The sequence below is a fragment of the Paenibacillus sp. JT22N1 genome, from assembly GCF_059692155.1.
In genome coordinates this window covers 33,200-56,477 of record NZ_JCAUAW010000026.1, presented here as the reverse complement: position 1 = coordinate 56,477, position 23,278 = coordinate 33,200, and the positions used below count along the sequence as shown (strand labels likewise).

Annotated in this window: 22 protein-coding genes; 18 read left to right on the top strand and 4 right to left on the bottom strand. The window is 46.7% G+C overall.

Annotation, left to right across the window (positions count from 1 at the left end):
- Window positions 1-178 precede the first annotated feature (178 nt).
- The 18 genes from flaG (at window position 179) to argH (ending at window position 19,058) form a co-directional block, all read left to right on the top strand.
- Window positions 179-541 (top strand): flagellar protein FlaG, encoded by a 363-nt coding sequence (flaG, locus tag AC58UU_RS33955; protein WP_497321939.1) that lies wholly within the window; start codon window positions 179-181, stop codon window positions 539-541.
- A 29-nt stretch (window positions 542-570) separates the two neighbouring features.
- Window positions 571-2,082 carry a flagellar filament capping protein FliD gene (gene fliD, locus AC58UU_RS33950; RefSeq protein ID WP_497321938.1) on the top strand — a complete coding sequence of 504 codons (1,512 nt, stop codon included), beginning with the start codon at window positions 571-573 and terminating at the stop codon, window positions 2,080-2,082.
- Window positions 2,083-2,112: 30 nt separating this feature from the next.
- Window positions 2,113-2,487 carry a flagellar export chaperone FliS gene (gene fliS, locus AC58UU_RS33945; RefSeq protein WP_497321937.1) on the top strand — a complete coding sequence of 125 codons (375 nt, stop codon included), beginning with the start codon at window positions 2,113-2,115 and terminating at the stop codon, window positions 2,485-2,487.
- A gap of 14 nt (window positions 2,488-2,501) precedes the next feature.
- Window positions 2,502-2,867: a flagellar protein FliT gene (fliT, locus tag AC58UU_RS33940; RefSeq protein ID WP_497321936.1), complete on the top strand. Its 366-nt coding sequence runs from the start codon at window positions 2,502-2,504 to the stop codon at window positions 2,865-2,867.
- A gap of 399 nt (window positions 2,868-3,266) precedes the next feature.
- Complete coding sequence (locus AC58UU_RS33935) at window positions 3,267-3,464, top strand: cold shock domain-containing protein (protein ID WP_028556842.1); 198 nt, start codon at window positions 3,267-3,269, stop codon at window positions 3,462-3,464.
- Window positions 3,465-3,629: 165 nt separating this feature from the next.
- Window positions 3,630-4,178: a ribosome hibernation-promoting factor, HPF/YfiA family gene (hpf, locus tag AC58UU_RS33930; RefSeq protein WP_497321935.1), complete on the top strand. Its 549-nt coding sequence runs from the start codon at window positions 3,630-3,632 to the stop codon at window positions 4,176-4,178.
- Window positions 4,179-4,427: 249 nt separating this feature from the next.
- On the top strand, window positions 4,428-6,947 hold the full coding sequence (gene secA, locus AC58UU_RS33925) for a preprotein translocase subunit SecA (RefSeq protein ID WP_497321934.1): 2,520 nt from the start codon (window positions 4,428-4,430) through the stop codon (window positions 6,945-6,947).
- A 74-nt stretch (window positions 6,948-7,021) separates the two neighbouring features.
- A protein-coding gene (gene prfB, locus AC58UU_RS33920; protein WP_127527829.1) for a peptide chain release factor 2 occupies window positions 7,022-8,135 on the top strand; the annotation gives its coding sequence in 2 pieces (ribosomal slippage) (window positions 7,022-7,093 and window positions 7,095-8,135; 1,113 coding nt in all).
- A gap of 188 nt (window positions 8,136-8,323) precedes the next feature.
- A complete protein-coding gene (speD, locus tag AC58UU_RS33915) occupies window positions 8,324-9,142 on the top strand; it encodes an adenosylmethionine decarboxylase (RefSeq protein WP_497321933.1) in 819 nt (272 codons plus the stop codon).
- 68 nt (window positions 9,143-9,210) lie between these two features.
- A complete protein-coding gene (locus tag AC58UU_RS33910) occupies window positions 9,211-10,080 on the top strand; it encodes a YitT family protein (RefSeq protein ID WP_312879968.1) in 870 nt (289 codons plus the stop codon).
- A gap of 457 nt (window positions 10,081-10,537) precedes the next feature.
- Complete coding sequence (gene argC, locus AC58UU_RS33905) at window positions 10,538-11,587, top strand: N-acetyl-gamma-glutamyl-phosphate reductase (RefSeq protein WP_497321932.1); 1,050 nt, start codon at window positions 10,538-10,540, stop codon at window positions 11,585-11,587.
- Window positions 11,588-11,617: 30 nt separating this feature from the next.
- Complete coding sequence (gene argJ / locus AC58UU_RS33900) at window positions 11,618-12,844, top strand: bifunctional glutamate N-acetyltransferase/amino-acid acetyltransferase ArgJ (protein WP_497321931.1); 1,227 nt, start codon at window positions 11,618-11,620, stop codon at window positions 12,842-12,844.
- A 67-nt stretch (window positions 12,845-12,911) separates the two neighbouring features.
- Entirely contained in the window at window positions 12,912-13,682 is a 771-nt protein-coding gene (gene argB, locus AC58UU_RS33895; protein ID WP_497321961.1) for an acetylglutamate kinase, read from the top strand.
- 43 nt (window positions 13,683-13,725) lie between these two features.
- Window positions 13,726-14,001: a hypothetical protein gene (locus tag AC58UU_RS33890; RefSeq protein ID WP_497321930.1), complete on the top strand. Its 276-nt coding sequence runs from the start codon at window positions 13,726-13,728 to the stop codon at window positions 13,999-14,001.
- 27 nt (window positions 14,002-14,028) lie between these two features.
- The gene (argD, locus tag AC58UU_RS33885) at window positions 14,029-15,225 is read left to right on the top strand and encodes an acetylornithine transaminase (RefSeq protein ID WP_497321929.1); all 1,197 of its coding nucleotides are present in this window, start codon (window positions 14,029-14,031) and stop codon (window positions 15,223-15,225) included.
- Window positions 15,226-15,255: 30 nt separating this feature from the next.
- Complete coding sequence (gene argF, locus AC58UU_RS33880) at window positions 15,256-16,215, top strand: ornithine carbamoyltransferase (RefSeq protein ID WP_497321928.1); 960 nt, start codon at window positions 15,256-15,258, stop codon at window positions 16,213-16,215.
- 39 nt (window positions 16,216-16,254) lie between these two features.
- A complete protein-coding gene (locus AC58UU_RS33875) occupies window positions 16,255-17,493 on the top strand; it encodes an argininosuccinate synthase (protein ID WP_497321927.1) in 1,239 nt (412 codons plus the stop codon).
- Between the two features lie 149 nt (window positions 17,494-17,642).
- Window positions 17,643-19,058 carry an argininosuccinate lyase gene (gene argH / locus AC58UU_RS33870; protein WP_497321926.1) on the top strand — a complete coding sequence of 472 codons (1,416 nt, stop codon included), beginning with the start codon at window positions 17,643-17,645 and terminating at the stop codon, window positions 19,056-19,058.
- Window positions 19,059-19,115: 57 nt separating this feature from the next.
- Here argH and AC58UU_RS33865 read toward each other — a convergent pair whose 3' ends face one another.
- From AC58UU_RS33865 to AC58UU_RS33850, 4 genes are all read right to left on the bottom strand, one after another.
- Window positions 19,116-20,003 carry a DUF4097 family beta strand repeat-containing protein gene (locus AC58UU_RS33865; protein WP_497321925.1) on the bottom strand — a complete coding sequence of 296 codons (888 nt, stop codon included), beginning with the start codon at window positions 20,001-20,003 and terminating at the stop codon, window positions 19,116-19,118.
- A 3-nt stretch (window positions 20,004-20,006) separates the two neighbouring features.
- Window positions 20,007-20,711 (bottom strand): HAAS signaling domain-containing protein, encoded by a 705-nt coding sequence (locus tag AC58UU_RS33860; RefSeq protein ID WP_497321924.1) that lies wholly within the window; start codon window positions 20,709-20,711, stop codon window positions 20,007-20,009.
- 116 nt (window positions 20,712-20,827) lie between these two features.
- Window positions 20,828-22,270 (bottom strand): VanW family protein, encoded by a 1,443-nt coding sequence (locus AC58UU_RS33855; RefSeq protein ID WP_497321923.1) that lies wholly within the window; start codon window positions 22,268-22,270, stop codon window positions 20,828-20,830.
- Between the two features lie 159 nt (window positions 22,271-22,429).
- Window positions 22,430-23,263, bottom strand: coding sequence for a carbohydrate ABC transporter permease (locus tag AC58UU_RS33850; RefSeq protein WP_497321922.1), 834 nt, complete (start codon window positions 23,261-23,263; stop codon window positions 22,430-22,432).
- Window positions 23,264-23,278: the final 15 nt, after the last annotated feature.

The following is a 23,278-nucleotide window of genomic DNA, read 5'->3' as shown; positions in this document are numbered from 1 at the left end:
TAGCATTTGTAAAAGTGAACACCTGTTATACTGGAAGTTAAGAGACCAGTATTAACAGGTGTTTTTATATAGTTGAATAATTAAATTTTAAAATTATCATTTTTTCTCCAATTACCCTAAAAAATATTTCACTTCTATCCGATATTAATAGTAATAGCTGAAACTTGGAGGGCGTTATATGGATATATCTTCTATTAATAAAGTGAGTGGCTTCCCTCAGTCTAACCCTGATCGTTCACCTTTAGAAGCGGATAAGAGGGAAGTCAAAGAGGTTTTACCAGTAGAACGTGCAGAGCATATTCCTGGAGAGGAAGTCGGAAGACAAAAGTTAGAGAAATCGATCGAGGGTTTGAATAAATTCATGCAGTCTAACAATACACATCTTAGCTTCGTTCTCCATGATAAATTGAAAGAATACTATGTTCAAGTGATAGATGACCAGACACACGAAGTTATACGAGAATTACCTTCCAAAAAAATGTTAGACATTGTTGCTGAAATGGACAAGATGATCGGTATCTTAATAGATGAGAAAAGGTAGGTGGAGGTCATATGGTAAGTTCAGTTCGTATGGGTGGATTAGTATCAGGGCTAGATACTGAAACGATAGTTAAAAATTTAATGAAGACTCAGAAAGCTCCACTTAACAAATTGTTGCAGAACAAACAAACCGAGGAGTGGAGACGTGATCAGTTTAGAGAGATGAACACGCTCTTGCTGGATTTAAAGAAAACAACACTTGATATGAAATTGCAAGGCACCTATCAAAAAAAGGCTGTATCATCGGATAGTGATGCGATCGTCTCTGCTAAACAAAAAGGAACTCCAAGCCTATCTACGTATAATGTGGATGTAACGTCTCTCCCTACAGCAGCTAAGTCTGCTTCTGTGAAGTTTACCAATACCTTGGCAGATGCTTCTACACAGATTGGAGAGGCGTTTAAGTTTAATATTGGTACGACGACTGCTGCCACGACTATTGACGTCAAAGTAGACGATACTATAAGTAGTATAATATCTAAAGTTAATGCAGTCTCATCAACAACGGGAGTGACTGCCAGCTACTTCCAAGGTGATAAATCGATTACCTTTACCTCAACGGCTGGTGGGGCTGGTTCAGCTGTTTCGATAGGGTATACGGCTCCCAATATTACTTTTGGGGCGACTAATAAACTGAACTTGTCTTATGGTAAGGTTGACGTCGTCGGGAAAACGGATTTTGCTACTACGGTTGAATTTCAAGCTTCGCAAGCCGCTACAAACGGAACGATTAAAATTAACGGGATTTCCTATACAGGTAGTAGTCCTACCTTCACCTTTGACGGCATTGAATTCAATATGAAAGCTGTTGGGACAACCACAGTAAATGTCAAGCCTGACGAGGAAGCCGTCTTTAAATCCATTAAGAGCTTTGTAGATAAATATAACGATATTGTTGGGAAAATAGACGCCAAAACAGTTGAAACCAAATACAAGGACTATAAACCTCTTTTAGATGAGGAAAAAGAATCTTTGTCTGATAAGCAAGTTGAACAATGGGAAGAGAAAGCGCAGAGTGGGCTGCTGCGGCAAGATTCTTTGCTTACGAATGTAATAACTCAGATGCGACAGGCTCTCTCAGCTAAAGTAACTGCTCCTGGTACGGACTCTAAGTTTGATACATTGAGTGAAATAGGGATTTCAACGGGTAATTATTTAGAAAAAGGGAAGCTCAATATAGATGAAAAAAAGCTGCGTGAAGCTATTTCTCAGAGTGGACCCCAAATTATGGATCTATTCACAAGAGCGAGTACTTCTACAGATGCTACTACGAAATTTAATGAGAGTGGATTGGCGCAACGTTTGCATGATCAACTTACTGTCTCCATTGGTAAGCTTACTGATAAAGCAGGTAGTGCTGCATTTCTCGTGGACAACAGCGTGATTAGCAAGGATTTAAAGAGAATGAAAACGGACATAAAAAATTGGGAAACACGCCTCCAAGTTACCGAGGATCGCTACTGGAAGAAATTCTCTGCAATGGAAGCGGCGATGAGCAAGGCGAACTCCCAGAGCAGCTGGCTATCACAACAATCTAGATGAACTAATTAAGAATGAAAGGAGCGATGAATCATGATTACTGCAGCTCAGAAATATCAAAACAATCAAGCGACGACAGCGACTCCTGGTGAACTAACTCTTATGCTATATAATGGTGCCATTAAGTTTATTAAACAGACGAAAATGGCGCTTCAAGAAAATAAAATAGATAAAGCTAACGAATTCAATCTGCGGGTACAGGATATTATTAGTGAATTGGTTATTACGTTAAATCGTTCCTACCCGATTTCGGAACAACTCCTTATCATGTATGATTACATGAATCGTCGCATGATTGAAGCGAATATTAATAAAGATGGGTCTATTTTGGACGAAATAGAAGACTTATTTGCACAGTTCCGTGATACGTGGAAGGAAGTTATGATTAAGACCAAACAACATGTATAGGAGGAGCGGAATAGATGAGTAATACCTCTCTAGATTCCCTTCTAGACGAACTGCTGAGACTAACTCTATCCTTAGAAGAGAGAGTCTTGGACGAAGAGAGTGAACCGGAAGAATGGACAAAGCTCTTGGATGAAAGAGAAGTAGTAATGGATCAATTATCAGGACTGTTTGCAGAAGGAGTATCTTTAACTGACTCACAAAAACAAACCTATATTCAACCCGCTTTTGAAGTGGATAAGAACATCGTTCCAATTATGGATCGTGAGAAAAAAAAGCTGGAATCCCAAATTGCTAATGTGCAGAAAAGTAAAACTGTCAGTCAGCACTATGGTGGATATGGTACTTCTCCATACGGTGCTTTTTTTGATAAAAAGAAATAGTTGATAAATTCCCTCCGAACCTTTTGCCGCGGCAAGAGGTTTTTCTCTATTCATCTGTTTTTCTAATTTTTAGCTAAACCTGTGGACAATCAATCACGGCAAAACCCATTTGTGCATAAACCAACCACAATAAACCCAAGTTATCCAAAATTCTCTGCCCACAACCTGTGGATAATGTGTACAATTATGTGCATAACTTTGTTGATAAAATGTAAAGAAGCCCGATACGACAAGTTTTTACAAATTCTGCACTTATCCACGGCTTGTATATACCCGAATTTTCAAAATATTTCATCAAATGGTAAGTTAGAAATTGACAGGTCAAGCGGGCTGGTGATATAGTCGAAAAGTAAGGGCTTACATTTTAATATTTTTTAAAACGAAGGGAATGTGTACGTTATGCAAGGTAAAGTGAAATGGTTTAACGCAGAAAAAGGGTATGGTTTCATCGAGCGTGAAGATGGTGGAGATGTATTCGTTCATTTCTCCGCGATTCAATCAGAGGGCTTCAAAACGTTAGACGAAGGTCAGGCTGTAGAGTTTGACATCGTTGAAGGCGCAAGAGGACCACAAGCCGCTAACGTAAGCAGATTATAAGCATCCGGCACAACTGTGCCGCTTGAATACACCTACGAATGAGCTAGCACCCTGGGGAATGATCCTGGGGTGTTTTTTTGCATAATGGATAGCACGGAATTTAAAGGAATTATGAAGATGGGGGTGGAATGTAGTATAATGTAAGCAGGAAGGGAGATGTTGAACATGGAAATTAGCATTCGCGGAGAACACCTTGAAGTAACTGAAGCCCTCAGGGACTATGTCGACAAGAAATTGAACAGACTAGAGAGGTATTTTGAAGCTCCCCTTACATCTGATGTGCAAGTAAAGCTAAGTGTGGTTAAAGGTTTACAAACGATTGAGGTAGGTATTCCCCTGACAGGCGTGCTGCTGCGAGCTGAAGAACGTAACAATGATATGTATGCGTCGATCGATTTAGTCGTGGACAAGTTGGAACGCCAGATTCGTAAGCATAAGACGAGGACGAATCGAAAAATTCGCCAAGATGGCGGCAAGCGTGATTTATTTAAGGTTGAAACATCGCCTGTCACTTATTTGGACGAGGAAGATGACTTTGAACTGGTCCGCAACAAACGCTTCGATTTGAAGCCGATGGATGTGGAAGAAGCGATTCTACAAATGAACATGGTAGGCCATAATTTCTTCGTTTTTTCGAACATGGATACGGATCAAGTCAATGTAGTTTACAAACGTGATGACGGCAAGTATGGTCTGATTGAGCCGGCTGTTTAATAAGAAAGCGGAGCAACTCGAGACATCCCTATAACAAAAAAATGAGCTTGATTCGATTCTGTCGAATTAAGCTTTTTCTCATGCATGCAATCGGGACATCGATTCAATACTATAGAAATTAAGTAAAAACGTGCTCTTTTCACATGTTGTGGATGGTTTATACAGATGTAGGAATGGTCATTTGTTGCGGCAAGACCGTCAAAAGTGGTACAATTTAAGGATACGAATGCAAGGGAAAGGGGTTCACCGATGCTAGGACTAGTGAAGAAAATTTTTGGTGATTCCAATGAACGGGAAATTAAACGGATGCTCAAGGCTGTTGATTATATTAACGACCTTGAAGCTAGCATTAAGCCGCTGTCCGATGAGGAATTAAAAGGCAAGACAACTGAGTTCAGAAACCGCCTGGCCAAAGGCGAAGAACTTGATGATCTTTTACCGGAAGCTTTTGCTGTTGTTAGAGAAGCAGGTTTACGTGTACTAGGTAAACGTCATTACGACGTTCAGCTCATCGGGGGTATGGTGCTTCATGAAGGCCGTATCGCGGAGATGAGAACAGGGGAAGGGAAAACGCTCGTTGGAACACTCCCTGTCTATTTGAATGCTTTGCTTGGCAGAGGCGTACACGTGGTTACGGTCAATGACTATTTGGCTCAACGTGATAGCGCGGAAATGGGTCAGATCTACGAGTTCCTCGGCTTGACGGTTGGGGTTAATCTACATGATCTTTCTCATGAGGAAAAGCAAGCGGCTTATGCTTGCGATATTACCTATGGAACGAATAACGAATACGGTTTCGACTATCTGCGTGATAACATGGTGCTTTACAAAGAGCAAATGGTTCAGCGTCCGCTTTATTTTGCGGTTATCGATGAAGTTGACTCCATTTTGGTCGATGAAGCTAGAACACCTTTGATTATTTCGGGACAAGCAGCGAAGTCTACGGACTTGTACTACGCGGCTGACCGTTTTGTGTCTACGTTGAAAGAAGAAGAGGATTACACGATCGATATTAAAGTGCGTTCCGTGGCTCTTACTGAAGAAGGGGTAGCTAAAGCGGAGCGGGCATTTGGCATTGAGAACTTATTCGATCATCAGAATGTGAATATCAACCATCACGTGACTCAAGGGCTTAAGGCTCGTTTCATTATGAAACGCGATGTGGATTATGTGGTACAAGAAGACGAAGTCATGATTGTTGATGAATTTACGGGCCGTATTATGACAGGCCGTCGTTATAGTGATGGGCTGCACCAAGCCATTGAGGCCAAAGAGCAGCTGCAAGTTCAGAATGAGAGCATGACGCTGGCGACAATTACATTCCAGAACTATTTCCGGATGTACCGCAAACTGGCGGGTATGACAGGAACAGCGAAAACGGAAGAGGAAGAGCTCAAGAAAATTTACGGTCTTGAAGTTATCATTGTTCCGACGAACCGTCCGATGATCCGTAAGGATATGCCGGATGTTGTTTACAAGTCAGAGATGGGTAAATTCAGAGCGGTTGTTGAGCAAATCGTAGAGCGTCATAAGCTGAACCAACCTGTACTCGTAGGTACGGTATCTATTGAGAACTCCGAGAAACTTTCGGAAATGCTTAAGAAAAAAGGCGTCCAGCACAAAGTACTCAATGCGAAGTATCATGCAGAAGAAGCTGAAATCGTAGCACGCGCAGGTCAACCAGGCTCTGTAACGATTGCAACGAACATGGCAGGCCGCGGTACGGACATTGTGCTCGGTGAAGGCGTACATGATGCAGGCGGGCTGCATATCATAGGTACAGAACGTCATGAAAGCAGACGGATCGATAATCAGCTGCGTGGACGCGCAGGCCGTCAAGGTGACCCTGGTTCTTCACAGTTCTATCTCTCCCTTGAGGACGAATTGATGAAACGTTTCGGTGCGGACAATATCATGGCGATGATGGACCGCCTCGGTATGGAAGAAGATCAACCAATCGAAAGCAAATTGATCTCGCGTGCAGTGGAATCGGCCCAAAAACGCGTTGAGGGTAACAACTTCGACGTTCGTAAAGTCGTTCTTCAATATGATGATGTGATGAATCAACAACGGGAAATTATATATAAACAGCGCCGTGAGCTGCTGGAGTCCGAAAATATTCGTGAAGTCATCGAGGGTATGATCAACGCGGTTATCGAACGCATCGTGAAAGCACACTGTCCGGAGGAACAAATTCCGGAGGAGTGGGAGCTTCAGGAAGTGGCTAACTTCGTGAACAACAACTTCTTAACTGAAGAAGGCCAGATTACGGATCAAAATATTTGGGGCAAAGAACAAGAAGAGATTATTGACTACATCAAGGATCTCGTTAGCAAGCGTTATGATGAGCGTGAGGCGGAGATCGGTGAAGAATTCATGCGTGAATTCGAAAAGGTCGTTGCTCTTCGTGCTGTAGATAGCAAATGGATGGATCACATCGATGCGATGGATCAGCTGCGTCAAGGTATTCATCTTCGTGCTTATGGCGGAACGGATCCGTTACGTGAGTATCAGTTTGAAGGCTTTGAGATGTTCCAAGAAATGATCGACAATATCCGCGAAGAAGTCGCGATGTACATCATGAAGGCTCACGTACAAAGCAACCTGGAGCGTCAAGCGGTAGCTGAAGGTCAAGCGGTGGATACGAAGAATGAAGCTGGCGGGAAGAAACCGCTCGTGCGCGGCGATGAGCAGCGTATTGGACGCAATGACCCATGCCCATGCGGCAGCGGGAAGAAGTTCAAACAGTGCCACGGACAAGGCAGCTAATCGCTGTATAACTTGCTAACTGCATCTAGATAGCCTAGGCCTATGCACAGACGAGAATAAACGAGGTGTAAGACATGCTGGAACCAGAAGTAAAACAAGATTTAAGAGAGACAGCAAAGCGACTAACCGAATTACGGGGGTCTCTTTGACTTAGATCATAAGCTTGAAGCGATCGGGGATTTTGAGGAAAAAATGGGGGCGCCGGACTTCTGGGACGATAATGATCGTGCCCAGAAGACCATCGCGGATCTCAACGCCATCAAAAGTGTCGTCGATCAGTTCCAAGGCTTCTCGAACGAGTTCGACGACCTGCAGGTCATGGTCGAGCTCGAGGAAGAGGAGAGCGATGCAGGCCTAGCGAAAGACATTGAAGCAGGTATCGATGCCTTGAAGAAGAAGCTCGAATCCTTCGAGCTAGGCTTGCTTCTCAATCAGCCGTATGACCGGCTGAATGCGATCCTGGAGCTGCATCCCGGTGCGGGCGGCACCGAGTCGCAGGACTGGGCGGAGATGCTGCTGCGCATGTACCGCCGCTGGGCAGAGAAGCGGGGCTACAAAGTCGAGGTACTCGACTATTTGCCCGGCGACGAAGCCGGCGTGAAGAGTGTCACGCTGCAGATCACAGGCTTCAACGCCTACGGCTATTTGAAGGCAGAAAAGGGCGTGCATCGGCTCGTCCGGATCTCGCCGTTCGACGCCTCCGGTCGTCGTCACACCTCGTTTGCGTCGTGTGACGTCATGCCGGAGATCGAGGACGACACGGATGTAGGAGAGATCCGCTCCGAGGATCTCAAAATCGACACGTACCGCGCAAGCGGCGCCGGCGGTCAACACATCAACACCACGGATTCGGCTGTGCGAATAACGCACATACCAACGGGTGTCGTGGTGAGCTGTCAGCAAGAACGCTCGCAGATTAAGAACCGCGAGAAAGCAATGAAGATGCTGCGATCCAAACTCTACGAGCGGAAGATCGAAGAGCAGCTGAAGCATCTCGCAGAGATTCGTGGAGAGCAGTCTGACATCGCCTGGGGCAGCCAGATTCGTTCTTATGTGTTTCATCCCTATAGCATGGTCAAAGATCACAGGACTTCAGCGGAAACAGGTAATATTGGCGCAGTAATGGATGGAGATCTCAACATGTTCATCGATGCTTACCTGCGTCATCAGATTCGGAAGCCGGAGTAGAACTGTGCACAGGAGCTGTGTGCTGGAAGAGCTTTGGTGCACCGAACCATTACTAAACGCCAAGACGCATATATGGAGCAATAGACGTTTATCCTACATCTGAAAGGTGTAGGATTTTTTCAAGTTTAAGGTCATTCAGGGTTTGGGTAAGGAATAGTAGCAATGGAACAAAAGGAGGAAGAAGAAACATGACACTTACTTCGGAGCAGCGCATTACACTGCACGGCTTTAACAACCTTACGAAATCATTGAGCTTCAATATGTACGATATCTGCTACACCAGAACCAAGGAAGAGCGCGAAGCCTACATAGAATATATTGACGAACAGTACAATGCTGCCCGGCTAACCAAAATTCTCAAAGCGGTGGCTGATATCATCGGTGCTCATGTGCTCAATGTGGCCAAGCAGGATTATGATCCGCAAGGGGCAAGCGTAACGATGTTAGTTTCTGAAGGTCCTGTGGAGGGCGCTCCTGAAGCTTCATTTGAGGAATCCCCCGGGCCCCTACCGGAGACGGTACTTATGCACCTGAATACCAGCCATATCACGGTTCATACCTATCCAGAATATCACCCGGATGAAGGGATCAGCACGTTTAGGGCGGACATTGATGTATCCACATGCGGGGAAATTTCGCCGTTAAAGGCACTGAATTACTTAATCCATTCCTTCGATACGGATATTATGACGATGGATTATCGGGTTCGGGGCTTCACTCGGGATATAAACGGGCATAAGCTGTTTATTGATCATGATATTAGTTCGATTCAGAACTACATTCCTGAAGAAATCAAAAGCATGTACGACATGATCGATGTGAACGTTTATCAGGAGAACATTTTTCATACAAAATGTAAGCTGAAGAAATTCGATTTAAACAATTATTTGTTTGGTTATACGAAAGACAAGCTGAGCCAAGCGGAACAGAAGGATATTACGGAAAGTGTAAAGTGGGAAATGGACGAAATATTTTACGGTAAAAATATGAGTGCACCCCTGTTGTAGGAGTAGGCTTGAGCGCATGCTACAAGGGATATGGGCCTTTTTAATTGGTACCGAGAGGAGGGCCGTTTGTGCCCAGAAAAGAACCGCGAATACGGATAGGAAGTCCAGCACATACCGTATTTGAATATATATTGATGCTGATTGGCTCGCTGATTATGGCGGCTAGTTTTAACTGTTTTTTGAACCCGAATCAAATTGCAACAGGTGGGGTTTCAGGTATTTCTACGATTGTTCAGCATTTGACTGGTTTGAACCCGGCGATTACGCAGTGGGCCCTGAATATACCGATTTTCTTATTAGCCTTATGGCTGCTAGGCGGACAATTCGGGGTTAAAGCTGCAGTTGGGTCGGTCATATTTCCACTATGCGTACTCGTAACAAGCCATTTAGGGGTGCCTACGCAAAATCCCTTGCTGGCGTCTGTCTATGGGGGTATTGGTGTTGGACTTGGACTCGGTATCGTCTTCCGAGGGCGAGGATCCACTGGCGGACTTGGGCTGGCCGCGCAAATGCTGCATAAATACACAGGCTTAAGTTTAGGATTTTCGGTAGCGATTTTTGATGGTTTGGTCATTCTAAGCTCAGCACTTGTTTTCACGCCAGAGAATGCGCTGTATGGGTTAATTGGGTTATTTGTCACCACGAAAACAATTGATATCGTTCAACTCGGCTTCAATTATGCCAAAGTGGCCTTCATTATTTCTGATCATACAGAAGCCATACGCAAGGCGATTTTATACGATTTGGACCGTGGACTTACGGAGCTTAGTGGGTCTGGAGGATTTACGGGCGAATCGCGAACGGTCTTAATGGTCGTTGTGAAACAAAATGAAGTAAGTCGATTGAAAACACTAGTCCAGTCGGTAGATCCGCAGGCTTTTGTCATTTTGAGCGAAACGAATGAGGTACTAGGGGAAGGTTTCAAACGACATGCATAGCGAGAAGCTTTGTGATAGATTGGCGCACTTAAGGTGCGTCTTTTTGTGCATAACTTTGTTGAGGGAAGAGTCGCTTGTGGATAAAGTGTGCATAATCTGTGGATAACCATACTACTTACCCACACTTCTTGAATAATTTGAAATAATCACATACAAGATTTGCCTGTATGCCGTATAATTTGGGATAATTGATTTGTTAAACAAATGGGTATCAATGAGAAAAAAATGTTTTTATGCACATGTTGCGTTTAAACGATGCATATTATGTATACTTCTTGTCGGAAGGTAGGAACCCAAAGAATAAAAGGTTTGTCGATTTTAATGTAAAAAAGCCTTGAAATGCCTTGCATAGGCACAATTCAATTGTCAAAATCCGCATAAAAAAATTCATTGAATTATTATGTATACGACTGTATAATAATACATATATTTTCGGAACATCGGGAGGGAAATTCAAATGGGTCAAGGAGTTAGGGCGGCTATTATTGGAGCCACGGGTTATGGTGGTGCGGAGTTGATTCGTCTGTTGCAGGCGCATCCGTTGGTACAGATCACTTCGGTCATTTCGACTTCTAATGCAGGCGCGCCGATCGCGGAGCATTTTCCACACTTGCAGGAAGTGGTTGTGGATATTCTAGATGTGCTTGATGTTGACTTGATTGCGGGCAAAGCAGACGTTGTGTTTTTGGCAACACCAGCTGGTGTGAGTGCAGAACTTTCACCAAAGCTTCTGGCAGCTGGCCTGAAGGTCATTGATATTTCTGGGGATTTAAGATTGAAATCTAGTGCTGACTATGAAAAATGGTATAAAAAGCCGGCAGCTTCCGAGGAAACATTGGCGCAATCCATTTATGGTTTGTCTGAGGTGTTCGGGGATGAAGTGAAGGGCAGCGATTTAATCGCTAACCCAGGCTGCTATCCGACTGCGACGCTGCTTGGTCTGATTCCTGCAGTCAAAGCGGGTTGGATCGATCCATCTACGATTATTATTGATGCCAAATCCGGCGTGTCCGGCGCGGGTCGCGGTGTTAATCTGGGCGTGCACTACGCGGAAGTGAATGAGAATTTAACAGCTTATAAAGTGAATAAGCATCAGCATATTCCGGAGATCGAGCAGGCGCTCAGCCGTGTTGCAGGTAAACCGGTTGTTACGACGTTCACGACACATCTTGTGCCTATGACTCGCGGAATTATGTCTACAATGTATGCAACTATACAAGGTGAACACACGGCCGAGGAATTCATCGAATTGTACCGCCAGTATTATGAAGGTCGGAGATTTGTACGGATTCGTCAAAATGGTAAGCTCCCTTCTACGAAGGAAGTGTTTGGCTCGAACTACTGCGATATCGGCTTTGCGGTGGATGAGCGAACGGGGCGTGTGACCATCGTTTCTGTCATCGACAACGTGGTTAAAGGCGCTGCAGGTCAGGCCATTCAGAATTTGAATATGATGCAAGGCTGGGACGAAACGACAGGGCTGTTGTTCGCACCGGTGTATCCATAACGAGAAGATGAGGATAGGTGAAGGACGAACATGCTAGATCTAGTGAGCTTTACTGTCGTGCCAGAGGGCACAGTAACGACGCCGAAAGGCTTTCGTGCAGGTGGTCTGCACTGTGGATTAAAGAAGACGGAGCGCTATGATCTAGGCGCAATCGTCTGTGATGTACCGGCGGCAGCGGCGGGCGTTTACACGCTGAACGCGTTCCAAGCGGCACCGCTTCGCGTGACGCAGGAGAGCATCGCCCAAGGCGGCAAGCTGCAGGCGATGATCGTCAACAGCGGCAATGCGAATGCGTGTACCGGCCAGCAAGGCGAGGACGACGCATACGCGATGCGAGCTGCTAGCGCGAAGGCGCTAGGCGTGGCGGAGCACCACGTCGGCGTGACGAGCACAGGCGTCATCGGCGAGTTACTGCCGATGGGGAAAGTGCTGAGCGGCATTGAGCAGCTGCCGCTTAAAGTGAAGGCAGAAGGTGGAAACGACTTCTGCCAAGCGATCTTGACCACGGACCTCACGCAGAAGATGACGTGTGTCCGTGTTGTCGTTGGCGGCAAGGAGGTTCACATTGCCGGGGCAGCGAAGGGTTCGGGGATGATTCACCCGAACATGGCGACGATGCTCGGTTTCATGACAACCGACGCGCCGATTGAGAGCGAATACCTGCAGCTGCTGCTGAGCAGGATTACAGATTCCACGTTCAACATGATCACCGTTGACGGGGATACTAGTACCAACGACATGGTCGTGGCGATGGCAAGTGGGCTGGCCGGCGGCGAAGCTTTGAATCCGGAGCATCCGGATTGGGAAGCGTTCGCGGCAGGGTTCCAGTACGTTGGCGAGTACCTCGCCAAGGCGATTGCGCGCGACGGCGAGGGCGCAACGAAGCTGATCGAGACGACGGTAGTCTGCGCGGAGAGCGACGATGCGGCACGTAAGATCGTGAAGTCGATCATCGGCTCTAGCTTGGTCAAATCCGCTGTTTATGGCGCGGACGCGAACTGGGGTCGGATCATTGCGGCAGTCGGTTACTCCGGGCAGCCGGTGAACGTGAATACCGTCGATATTCGCCTAGGCGATATCGCAGTATTAGAGCAGTCGCGTCCGGTGAAGTTCGATGAGGAAGCGGCGCTTGCTTATTTGAAAACAGATACGATTCAAATTCATGTGAATTTACATATGGGCGCTGGCAAGGCAACGGGCTGGGGCTGCGATTTAACATATGATTATGTGCGGATCAATGCGGCTTATCGGACTTAGGTTTGTTATAGCTAGCACATAAGGAAGCAAAGGGGACCGAAAGCTTGTGAAGAACAATTGCTTTGTGATGAAGTGCGGCGGCAGCACGCTTGCTGCGTTACCAATTAGTTTCTTTGAAGACATGCGTCAGCTTCAGGATGAGGGTATTGTAACAGTCATCGTTCACGGCGGCGGTCCTGCTATTTCGGAGACGCTTGGGAAGCTTGGGATTGAGTCCGGTTTCGTGAACGGCCTGCGGGTGACGAATGAGGCGGTGCTCGACGTTGTGGAGATGGTGCTTTCCGGCCAGATCAACAAAGAGATCGTACGCCGAATTCAGTTAACAGGCGCAATGGCGCTTGGATTTTCCGGTGTGGATGGACATTTGATTGAAGCGAAGCCGGTGGCGAATAGCCACGAAGTTGGCCTTGTTGGTGATGTCACGAAAGTGAACGCTGAGCTGATTCAAGGCATCGTAAGCATGGGTTACATCCCGGTGATCGCACCAGTTGGACTTGGTGCCGACGGCGGTCAGCGTTACAACATTAATGCCGATACAGCAGCAGGAGCTGTTGCTTCTCACCTTGGTGTGGAGCAGATGGTTGTGGTGACGGACGTTCCCGGCATTATGAAAACAGTGGATGGCGAGAAACGGGTGCTTCCCGTTGTCAGCGTGGCAGAGATTGAAGAGATGATCGCGAGCGGTGATATCTATGGGGGCATGATTCCGAAGGTTCGAGCAGCGATTGCTTGTATACAAGGCAGGGTCCAAGAAGTTGTCATCGTGAACGGCTCTGAGCCGAATGTGCTGAGCAAAGTGCTGAAGGGCACGGGTATTGGCACACGGATTGTTCGTTAATAGATGTTAAAAATCAATGGTTTCTTGAATGGAGTTAACCGTTATGAAGCGGATTACGTTTATGTTTAAACAATTCCTAAGAGAGCCTCTATGGTTTAAAATACTTATTTCGACAACCTTGCTTATTGCACTTATTTTTAGCAATTCCTACTTTTCGAATGATCCAGCTTACCAAGGCTTCTCCAAATTAGCGGCAGCCATCTTTTTCATCGCTTACGGGATGAAAATGCGAAGAAATCGAACAACAGTTATTATTTTATATGCAGCTGCAGCGATATGTCTTTATTTAGCTTGGCACAAGTTCGAACTTATGGGTTGAACCACAAACTTTAAGGAGGGAATGTACATGACTGAAACAGGAAAAAGCTCGCTATTTCCAACCTACGCAAGATATCCAATCACGCTAGTGAAGGGGGAAGGCAGCCGTCTCTGGGATGATACAGGCAAGGAATACATTGACTTGATGAGCGGAATCGCGGTAACGAACCTCGGGCACGCGCCTCAAGCGGTGAAGGAGAAGTTGATTGAACAGCTCGATCAAGTATGGCATGTGAGCAATCTTTTCCATATTCCGAATCAGGAGAAACTGGCAACCCTACTCACAGATAATAGCTGTGCAGACGCGGTATTCTTCTGTTCCACTGGCGCGGAAGCGAATGAGGCTGCTATTAAGCTGGCACGTCGCTATAACCAGAAGGTTTTGAACAATGGTCGGTACGAGATTATAACGTTCAACATGTCGTTCCACGGACGCACGCTGGCGACATTAACAGCTACAGGGCAAGATAAAGTAAAGGAAGGCTTTCATCCGCTTCCTGGCGGCTTCGTCTATGCGCCTTATAACGATTTCGAGGCTGTCCGCAGTCTCGTCAATGAGCACACATGTGCCATCATGTTGGAGATGGTGCAAGGGGAAGGCGGCGTACTGCCGGCTGATCCGGAGTTCGTGAAACAAATTGCAGAGCTATGCAAGCAAGAGAATCTGCTTCTGATCGTGGATGAAATCCAGACGGGCGTGGGACGTACGGGTAAGCTTTTTGCCTATGAGCATTATGGGGTGGAGCCGGATATTTTCACGTTGGCCAAAGGCCTTGGTGGAGGGTTTCCAATCGGTGCTATGTTGGGCAAAGCGTTCTTGGCTGAAGCATTCAGCGCTGGAAGTCACGGTTCAACCTTTGGTGGAACGCCGATAGCTACTGCTGCTGGATATGCGGCTGTTGACACGATTATTACGGATAAACTGCCAGAGCGTGCAGCGGAATTAGGCGCATATACGGTGAAGAAGCTGGAGAGCAAGCTTGCAGGCAATCCGCTTATCAGCAATATTCGCGGCATTGGTCTCCTCATCGGGATCGAATGCACACAGCCAGCAGGTGAAATCATTAGCGAAATTCATAAGCAAGGTGTACTCGTGATTCCGGCAGGGCCGAACGTTATTCGTCTAGTGCCCGCTTTGACCATACCGCAAGAAGATTTAGATCAAGCCCTAGATGTGGTGTGCAGTGTCCTCTCCCAGAAGGCATCTACCATCAGCAGCGTCTAGTAAAAGTTCCGTTTAGAGAGGTTGGATAACATGAATATGGCTGTAAAGGAAGAACTGGCTGCCCAGTTGAAGGGCAAGGATTTTCTTGCTTTAGTTGATTATACATCAGAAGAAATTGAATATTTGATTCACTATGCGATTGAGCTTAAACGAAAACAAAAAGCAAGAGAACCGCATGCTGTGTTGGCTGGTAAGACGCTGGGAATGATTTTTGAGAAATCCTCGACGCGTACGCGTGTTTCCTTTGAAGTAGGGATGTACCAACTTGGGGGTCAGGCTCTTTTCCTCAGTAAAAATGATCTACAGCTTGGACGCGGCGAAACCGTTTGGGATACCGCACAAACACTGTCCCGTTACTTGGATGGCATCATGATTCGCACGTACGAGCACCGCAAAGTGATTGACCTTGCTCGCGGATCAACGGTACCGGTTATCAATGGATTGACGGATTATGCTCATCCTTGTCAGGTTATGGCTGATTATCAGACGGTTTTGGAGAAAAAAGGCCGTTTGAAAGGTCTCAAAGTCGCCTACATCGGAGATGGCAACAATATGGTGCATTCCCTTATGATGGGTGCAAGTAAATTAGGGATGAACTTCGCGATTGCCTCGCCGGAAGGCTACGATCCCGACAAGGAAGTTATTCAGATTTCCAAGGAGAACGCAGCACAAACCGGAGGCAGTGTCCTCCTTACTCGCGATCCACGCGAAGCGATTGAAAATGCGGATGTCGTCTACACAGACGTTTGGGCAAGCATGGGCTTTGAGGCGGAGCAGAAGGAGCGGGAGATTGCTTTCAAGAACTTCCAAATCAACGAGGCGCTTGTGAAGCATGCCAAATCAGATTATTTGTTCATGCATTGCTTGCCTGCACACCGCGGGGAAGAAGTGAGCGAGGGCGTTATCGATGGCCCGAATTCGATCATTTTTGATCAAGCAGAGAATCGTCTTCATGCGCAAAAGGCCATTATGGCCGCGACAATGATATAATAATTCGTAGCAGACATAGAAACGGAGAGATTAGTAGACATGGCTAAGGAAAAAATCGTTCTCGCCTATTCCGGCGGATTGGATACATCGGTTATCCTCAAATGGCTTAAGGAGACTTACGACGCCGAAATTATTGCTTTTACAGCGGATATCGGGCAAAAAGATGAGCTGGACGGTCTGGAGGAAAAAGCGCTCCAAACCGGCGCATCCAAGATCTACATCGACGACCTGCGCGAAGAGTTCGCGAAGGATTTCATCAACCCGATGTTCCAAGCGGGTGCTCTGTATGAAGGGCAATACCTTCTCGGCACTTCGATTGCCCGTCCGTTGATCGCGAAGCGCATGGTTGAGATTGCTCGCGCTGAAGGCGCAACAGCGATTGCTCACGGCGCAACTGGCAAAGGAAATGACCAAGTGCGCTTTGAGCTGACAGCAGCGGCGTTGGCGCCTGAGCTGTCCGTTATCGCGCCTTGGCGTCTCGAGCAGTTCCGCGAGGAGTTCCCAGGTCGCGCAGAGATGATCGCATATGCCGAGAAACACGGCATTCCGGTTACTGCATCGGCGGCGAAGCCTTATTCGACGGATCGTAACTTGCTGCATATCTCTTTCGAGAGCGGCATGTTGGAAGATCCTTGGTTCGATGCTGCATCGGACGAGAACAAAGGCATGTACGTCCTGAGCGTAGCTCCAGAAGATGCACCGGATCAAGCGGAATACATTGAGCTTGAGTTCGACAAAGGTGACTGCGTAGCCATCAATGGCCAGAAGCTTTCCCCACTGCAAGTTATGGAAACCTTGAATGAAATCGGCGGCAAGCACGGTATTGGCCGTGTGGACATGGTCGAGAATCGTTTCGTCGGCATGAAGAGCCGCGGCGTGTACGAGACTCCAGGCGGCACGATCCTTTTCACCGCTCACCGTAAAATGGAATCTCTCACGATGGATCGCGATGTCATGCACCTTCGTGATTCCCTCATTACGAAATATGCAACACTAGTTTATAATGGCTTCTGGTTCGCACCTGAGCGTTTGGCAATTCAAGCACTTGTGGGAGAAAGCCAAAAGAACGTAACAGGTACAGTACGCTTGAAATTGTACAAAGGCAACGTAATGGGCGCTGGTGTGAAAAGTCCAGTATCCTTGTACAATCCGGAAATTGCTACAATGGAAGCAGATCCGACGAAAGCATACGACCAAGGCGATGCAACAGGATTCATTCGTTTGAACGCACTTCGTCTGAAAGTATCTTCTGGCGTAGAACAAAACGCAAAGAAGTAATTATATAGCAGCACGGTCCGCTGGCTTTCCCTCGTGGAAAGCCTTTGGGTTGTCAATAAGGCTTTCCATAAATTCTGTTCAGCAGAGAGACTTTGAGCTCCGCTCAAAGATCCCTATATTAGGTGTTAATACGAGAGGAGCCATGCACGGTGTCTAAGCTTTGGGGTGGACGATTTACGAAGAAAACCGACCAATTGGTCGAAGAATATACCGCATCGATTACATTTGATAAAGAGTTAGCTGAGGAAGATATTGAAGGCAGCTTGGCGCATGTGACGATGCTTGGCAAGTGCGGCATTTTACCTGCGGATGATGTCGAGAAAATCAAGGATGGATTGCATGCTGTGCAAGGCATGATTCGCCGCGGCGAGCTGGAGTACACGATTCAGAATGAAGATATTCATATGAATATCGAGAAAACCTTGATCGATTTGATCGGCCCTGTTGGCGGCAAGCTTCATACTGGCCGCAGCCGTAACGATCAAGTGGCGACGGACATGCATCTCTACCTGCGCAAGCGGGTGGTCGAGTTCGTAGGCCTGCTGATCAAGCTGCAAGAGGCTTTGCTTGAGAAAGCGAAGGATAATCTGGATACGATTATCCCAGGGTATACGCATCTGCAGCGTGCGCAGCCGATTCTGTTCGCGCATCACATGATGGCTTACGTCAGCATGTTCCAGCGTGACCTTGAGCGCTTGCAGGACAGCTACAAGCGCGTAGACATGCTGCCGCTCGGCGCTGGCGCGCTCGCCGGCACGACGTTCCCGATCGACCGCCATTTCGTGGCGGAGCAGCTCGGGTTCGGACGCGTGTACGAGAACTCCCTGGATGCGGTCAGCGACCGCGATTTCATCCTCGAGTTCCTCTCTAACGCGTCCATGATCATGATGCACCTTTCTCGCTTCAGCGAGGAAATGGTGCTCTGGTCCTCGACCGAGTTCGCGTTCATCGAACTCGATGATGCTTTCTGCACCGGCAGCTCGATCATGCCGCAGAAGAAGAACCCGGACGTGGCTGAGCTTGTCCGCGGCAAAACAGGTCGCGTCTACGGCAACTTGTTCGGTCTGATGACCGTGCTCAAGTCGCTGCCGCTGGCTTACAACAAGGATATGCAGGAAGACAAAGAAGGCATGTTCGATACGGTTCGTACTCTTCAGGGCGCGCTTCAATTATTCGCTCCTATGGTCGCTACGATGAAAGTAAACTCGGATCGCATGAGACAAGCTGTGAACCAAGATTTCTCGAACGCAACGGATATCGCCGATTACCTGGTGAACAAAGGATTACCTTTCCGTCAGGCGCACGAAGTGATTGGTAAAACTGTGCTGTACTGCATCCAAAACCAAAAATACCTGCTCGATATGAGTATCGAAGAGTTCAAAACTTTCTCTTCGCTTTTCGAGTCCGATATTTATCAGGTCCTACAGCCGGAGCAAGTGGTCAACGCGCGTAATGTCTACGGCGGAACGGCCAGCAACCAAGTGACAGAGGCGATTGCTCGTGCCGAGCAAGTGCTTGGGCAGTCGAACGAGTGGTTGCAAGAATTTTTAGAAAAAAGCAAGTAAACGAATAGACAAAAAGCCTTCAAAGCCATCGAGTCTGATGGTCTTGAAGGCTTTTTCTCATCTGCCGGTAACGGAGATAAACCCTGTATCTGCTCGTACCGTCACTTTTTTACTGCCATCACCGATGGTGCCTTTTGCGGAATGATGATCGGTCCGTTGTACATTTACACCAGGTACTTCCAGATTGACACTGCCCGTGTCGGTTCTCAGATCGAAACTTGCGCCTTTTGGAGTAGGATCGAGCTGAAGACGAATCGAGCCTGTGTCAGATTCAAGGGATACGGAATCTCCGATATCGTGCAGTTTAGCCGTGATGCCGCCTGTATCTGTTTTCATCTTTACATCACCTTGCCCGTCCTCTACGTTGATACGCCCGGTATCTGTTTGAAGGTTTAGCTGCTTCCCTTCGTAACGATCAATGGAAATACCGCCTGTGTCGGTGGTGGCTGTAAGTTTGTCAGCCTTTACTTCTTTGAAGTTGATGCCACCTGTATCCGTGGAAACCGTGATAGCTTTGTACATTTTTTCTGGAAGTGTTACTTCTGTTCGTAATCGGAAACTTTGGTTATTGATCAGGGCTTTCAATTCTGTCAAATCGAAACCGATATTAATTTGTGGTTTCTTCTGCGTACATACGTCTACTCGCCATACATTGCTTCCTTCTGTCGCCGCCTCAATGGTGCAGCTTTTAGCAGTAAGTTCTCCAACCGTTCCTACGAGATGCACTTTGATTTCATCGGAATTACTAGGGATAAAGGTTACCCCGGAGATGTTATTTTGAATGATTAATGTATCAATATTGGCTGCCGGAATCTTCTTTTCGATATCAATATTCGTGACACCTGCATTCCAATCGACCTCTTTAGAAGTAACAGCTGCTCCAATAAGACCGACCCCAAGGCAGGCAAAGCCGAGCAGTAAGAAAAATTTGACTCCACGTTTCATAGCTTAAGCCCCCTTAATCAATTTGGCATTAAATTGGATGTACATCCAGCTGAGTTTGAAAAATACTTTGAACAGCCATGAGCTTAGCGTCGTCAATATAATGCCCAAGCCGAAACAAGCAAGCATTGCGAATCCAATGAAACACATATCGTTGCCGACCGTACCCATATAGCTGCCGAGAATGCCGACAATTGGCGAGATGATAAGCGCGAAGCCCGAAACAAATAGGGCAATTAATGTTGCGAGAATACCGAACCAAGGACCAACGACGAATATTAGATTAAAAAATCCAAGCATAATACTTACGATGATCGCCTTAATACTCGACTCCTGTTTAACCGGATAAGGGTATGGATTGTGACTCATATAAGGATTCGTACCCTGTGGATGCATATAAGGTGGAAAGCCCTTAGTTTCAGGAGCTTGCTTAGGCGCCGCAGCCGGTTCAGGTCTGGGATAAGATTTCTCTACCCGTTCGCCAGACGTGCTTTTGGATGGTTCCTGTTCCGTACTAGGTTTATCCTTCTGAGCGTCCCAGTTAGGAACTCGCGGATAGCCGAGAGACTGTGCGACATCATCCTCTTGCTTCCCATTTTCAATTGCTTTCTGAAACAATTCTTCATAAACAGACAATATATTTTGGCGCTCCTTCTCGGGAAGTCCACGCAGTCGATAGTTTAATTCTTTGAAATAATCGATTTTGCTCATCGCCTAGCCTCCTTGTGCTCTTTCATATCCCTATCATAATAGAAAAAAGTCATAATGACCTAGTAACTACAGTCACATGACCTTTCCTATTCCGAAAAGAGGCAGAAGCCTTTATATTACCGGTTAACCGGTCCTTTCACGCCATCTTCAAGGATGGGCTGCTCTGGCATTGAGGGATTCATTTCTTCCGACTTAATGTCACTCCGGTTGGCGGCGATGATAGTAGGCACTGGAGAATACTGATCCTTCGAGATTAATTCTTTACTGACGATCGTACCATTTTCTCTTTTGATCCGATACGTTTCAACCTTGTAGCCGACCTTGCCTGTGCTGATAGGGCGTGTAACGCCAGGTTTCAGGCTGGAATTTTGCAAATATTTAACCGGTGGTTGAATTGTTTCTATAATGTTGGAATTGATGTCATACGTAATGGATGGCGACATATGACCGAAAAGCTTCACGGTGACGGCTTGATCTGTTGTTATGGTTCGTATCAATAGATAGGCATCTGTGTTGTTGCGGAATTTGAAGTTAATATAACCGCTGGCGAAAGTGGCATCTTGGCCGAGCGCAACATAGCTAACAGGGAGTGAATGATTGCGCCGCTCAATAATGTCGAGACCGCTCCGCAGGACAGCATTGTAAAGTGTGGTAGAAACTTGGCAAATGCCGCCTCCGATGCCTGGAACGAGCTTGCCATTTAGGATGACTGGTGCTTCCTTATAGCCGAATTGGGCTTCGGTCTGTTCAATAATCTTACTATAGTCGAAGGTCTCTCCCGGCGCCATTAGCAAATCCTGAATAGAGGCTGCTGTGGAGCGAATATTGTGAATTCTCCCTTCACCTGATGGAGGGAATGAGGTCGTAAATTCCGAGATTTTGCGATCGATGCCCTGGCGCTTCAATGTTTCGATCGTTACCGCGGGGCCCTGCTCGTATAAAGGTAAGGACAATGTGATAGGAGCGGCATTGTGAATATAGGCAATGGATGGGGCAACTTCTTTTAAATGTTCAAGCAAATGGGCCGTATCAATTCTCAGCACTTTGCGTTCGGGCTCGAAAGCTAGTAAATCTTCATTGGTTACGATTCGCTTGGCGGCAACCGGTTGAAGGCTATAGAGGTCTTTCCAAGCTTCTTTGAGTACGGAGTTTAACTGTGCTTCATTGACAGTGACCTCTAGCGGTATATCTGCATGACGCAGCGTCCAGCGAGCTTGTATTCGCTCTATCGGAGAGCCTCCGAATAGCTGCCCAAGTGAACGAGCTAGAGTTTCCTTTTGATACTGAACACCTAGTTGTCCAAGCGCGAGTTGTTTATTGGGAATATTTGAACGGGAGGACTGCAATTGAACGGGATAAGAGGAGAGAAGCTGTAGGCGCTTTTCGTACTCTTGTTGAAATTTATCATAGGGCATTCCTCCAACCCGCCAGCCTGCAACTGTAAAATCAGCAGGAAATGTAGGTTGAGATCCATAGATATATAGAGTTATGCTAAACGCACTTAGTAAGCCTATGAAGATAGACGCATAGAAGATCACTTTTCTAATTTGGCTTGGCATGTACAGCGGCTCCTTTACGCTCAGATACAAGCGGTACAGGCACTAGGATGCCTGTACTATTATATGTATCGTTAGCTAAGGGGTTTTAGTACTTGCCAGGGGACTAACCAGAAGAACAAAAAACCGTCGGACACAGTCCAACGGTTTTCAAATATAGCCTTATTTCGTCCCTGTAAATGTAATTCCTTTGATGAAAAATTTATTTCCGAATACATAAACAAGCAGGGCTGGTAGGGTGAAGATCATCGACGCTGCCATGATGTAGTTCCAGTACGAGATGTACTGGCCTTTAAATGTATTCAACCCGAGTGGAAGTGTGAACATGGAGCGCTCTGACATAAAGAGAAGTGGTTTCAAGAATTCATTCCATGACCCCATGAAGGTGAATATGGCCATAGCGGCAAGCGGCGGTCCAGCTAGCGGGAGTGCGACCCGGAAGAACATCCCGATACGCGTCATGCCATCCATTTCAGAGGCTTCTTCCAATTCCTTGGGAAAACTAATGAAAAACTGACGCATCATGAAAATATAGGTGGCTTGCACTGCGGCTGGAATAATTAAAGAGCGGAAACTATTTAGCCAGCCCAAGTCTTTGATGATCAAATATTGTGGAATAAGGGTAACCTTATCCGGTACCATCAGAATGGTCAAGATGAAGAAGAAAATGAGCTTGTTGCCGGGAAAGTCGAAGCGGGCTAATGAATACCCAGCCAATGAGTTCAGCAGCAGATTGAGCAGCGTAACGGTGACGCCGACCAAGACGCTGTTAAAAAACCAGCGAGGGAACATTTGCTCACTTGTGAAGATATATTTGTAATTATCGAGCGTAAAATGTTCTGGAATAAACGATAACCCGGTTGTGGAGATTTCCGCTAGCGTCTTGAACGAGGCGGAGAGCGCCCACAAGAACGGAATAACGGTAATTACGGCATATAGCATCAGCATGAGATAGGTTAACACGCGTGCTATGGAGCGGGTTTTGGATGCTTCCATTTTGGGTCTCTCCTC

What these genes read in the sequence shown, in the direction of transcription:
- flaG (WP_497321939.1), top strand. Translation starts at nt 179, where the DNA reads ATGGATATATCTTCTATTAATAAAGTGAGTGGCTTCCCTCAGTCTAAC.
- fliD (WP_497321938.1), top strand. Translation starts at nt 571, where the DNA reads ATGGGTGGATTAGTATCAGGGCTAGATACTGAAACGATAGTTAAAAAT.
- fliS (WP_497321937.1), top strand. Translation starts at nt 2,113, where the DNA reads ATGATTACTGCAGCTCAGAAATATCAAAACAATCAAGCGACGACAGCG.
- fliT (WP_497321936.1), top strand. Translation starts at nt 2,502, where the DNA reads ATGAGTAATACCTCTCTAGATTCCCTTCTAGACGAACTGCTGAGACTA.
- AC58UU_RS33935 (WP_028556842.1), top strand. Translation starts at nt 3,267, where the DNA reads ATGCAAGGTAAAGTGAAATGGTTTAACGCAGAAAAAGGGTATGGTTTC.
- hpf (WP_497321935.1), top strand. Translation starts at nt 3,630, where the DNA reads ATGGAAATTAGCATTCGCGGAGAACACCTTGAAGTAACTGAAGCCCTC.
- secA (WP_497321934.1), top strand. Translation starts at nt 4,428, where the DNA reads ATGCTAGGACTAGTGAAGAAAATTTTTGGTGATTCCAATGAACGGGAA.
- speD (WP_497321933.1), top strand. Translation starts at nt 8,324, where the DNA reads ATGACACTTACTTCGGAGCAGCGCATTACACTGCACGGCTTTAACAAC.
- argC (WP_497321932.1), top strand. Translation starts at nt 10,538, where the DNA reads ATGGGTCAAGGAGTTAGGGCGGCTATTATTGGAGCCACGGGTTATGGT.
- argJ (WP_497321931.1), top strand. Translation starts at nt 11,618, where the DNA reads ATGCTAGATCTAGTGAGCTTTACTGTCGTGCCAGAGGGCACAGTAACG.
- argB (WP_497321961.1), top strand. Translation starts at nt 12,912, where the DNA reads ATGAAGTGCGGCGGCAGCACGCTTGCTGCGTTACCAATTAGTTTCTTT.
- AC58UU_RS33890 (WP_497321930.1), top strand. Translation starts at nt 13,726, where the DNA reads ATGAAGCGGATTACGTTTATGTTTAAACAATTCCTAAGAGAGCCTCTA.
- argD (WP_497321929.1), top strand. Translation starts at nt 14,029, where the DNA reads ATGACTGAAACAGGAAAAAGCTCGCTATTTCCAACCTACGCAAGATAT.
- argF (WP_497321928.1), top strand. Translation starts at nt 15,256, where the DNA reads ATGAATATGGCTGTAAAGGAAGAACTGGCTGCCCAGTTGAAGGGCAAG.
- AC58UU_RS33875 (WP_497321927.1), top strand. Translation starts at nt 16,255, where the DNA reads ATGGCTAAGGAAAAAATCGTTCTCGCCTATTCCGGCGGATTGGATACA.
- AC58UU_RS33865 (WP_497321925.1), bottom strand. Translation starts at nt 20,003, where the DNA reads ATGAAACGTGGAGTCAAATTTTTCTTACTGCTCGGCTTTGCCTGCCTT.
- AC58UU_RS33860 (WP_497321924.1), bottom strand. Translation starts at nt 20,711, where the DNA reads ATGAGCAAAATCGATTATTTCAAAGAATTAAACTATCGACTGCGTGGA.
- AC58UU_RS33855 (WP_497321923.1), bottom strand. Translation starts at nt 22,270, where the DNA reads ATGCCAAGCCAAATTAGAAAAGTGATCTTCTATGCGTCTATCTTCATA.
- AC58UU_RS33850 (WP_497321922.1), bottom strand. Translation starts at nt 23,263, where the DNA reads ATGGAAGCATCCAAAACCCGCTCCATAGCACGCGTGTTAACCTATCTC.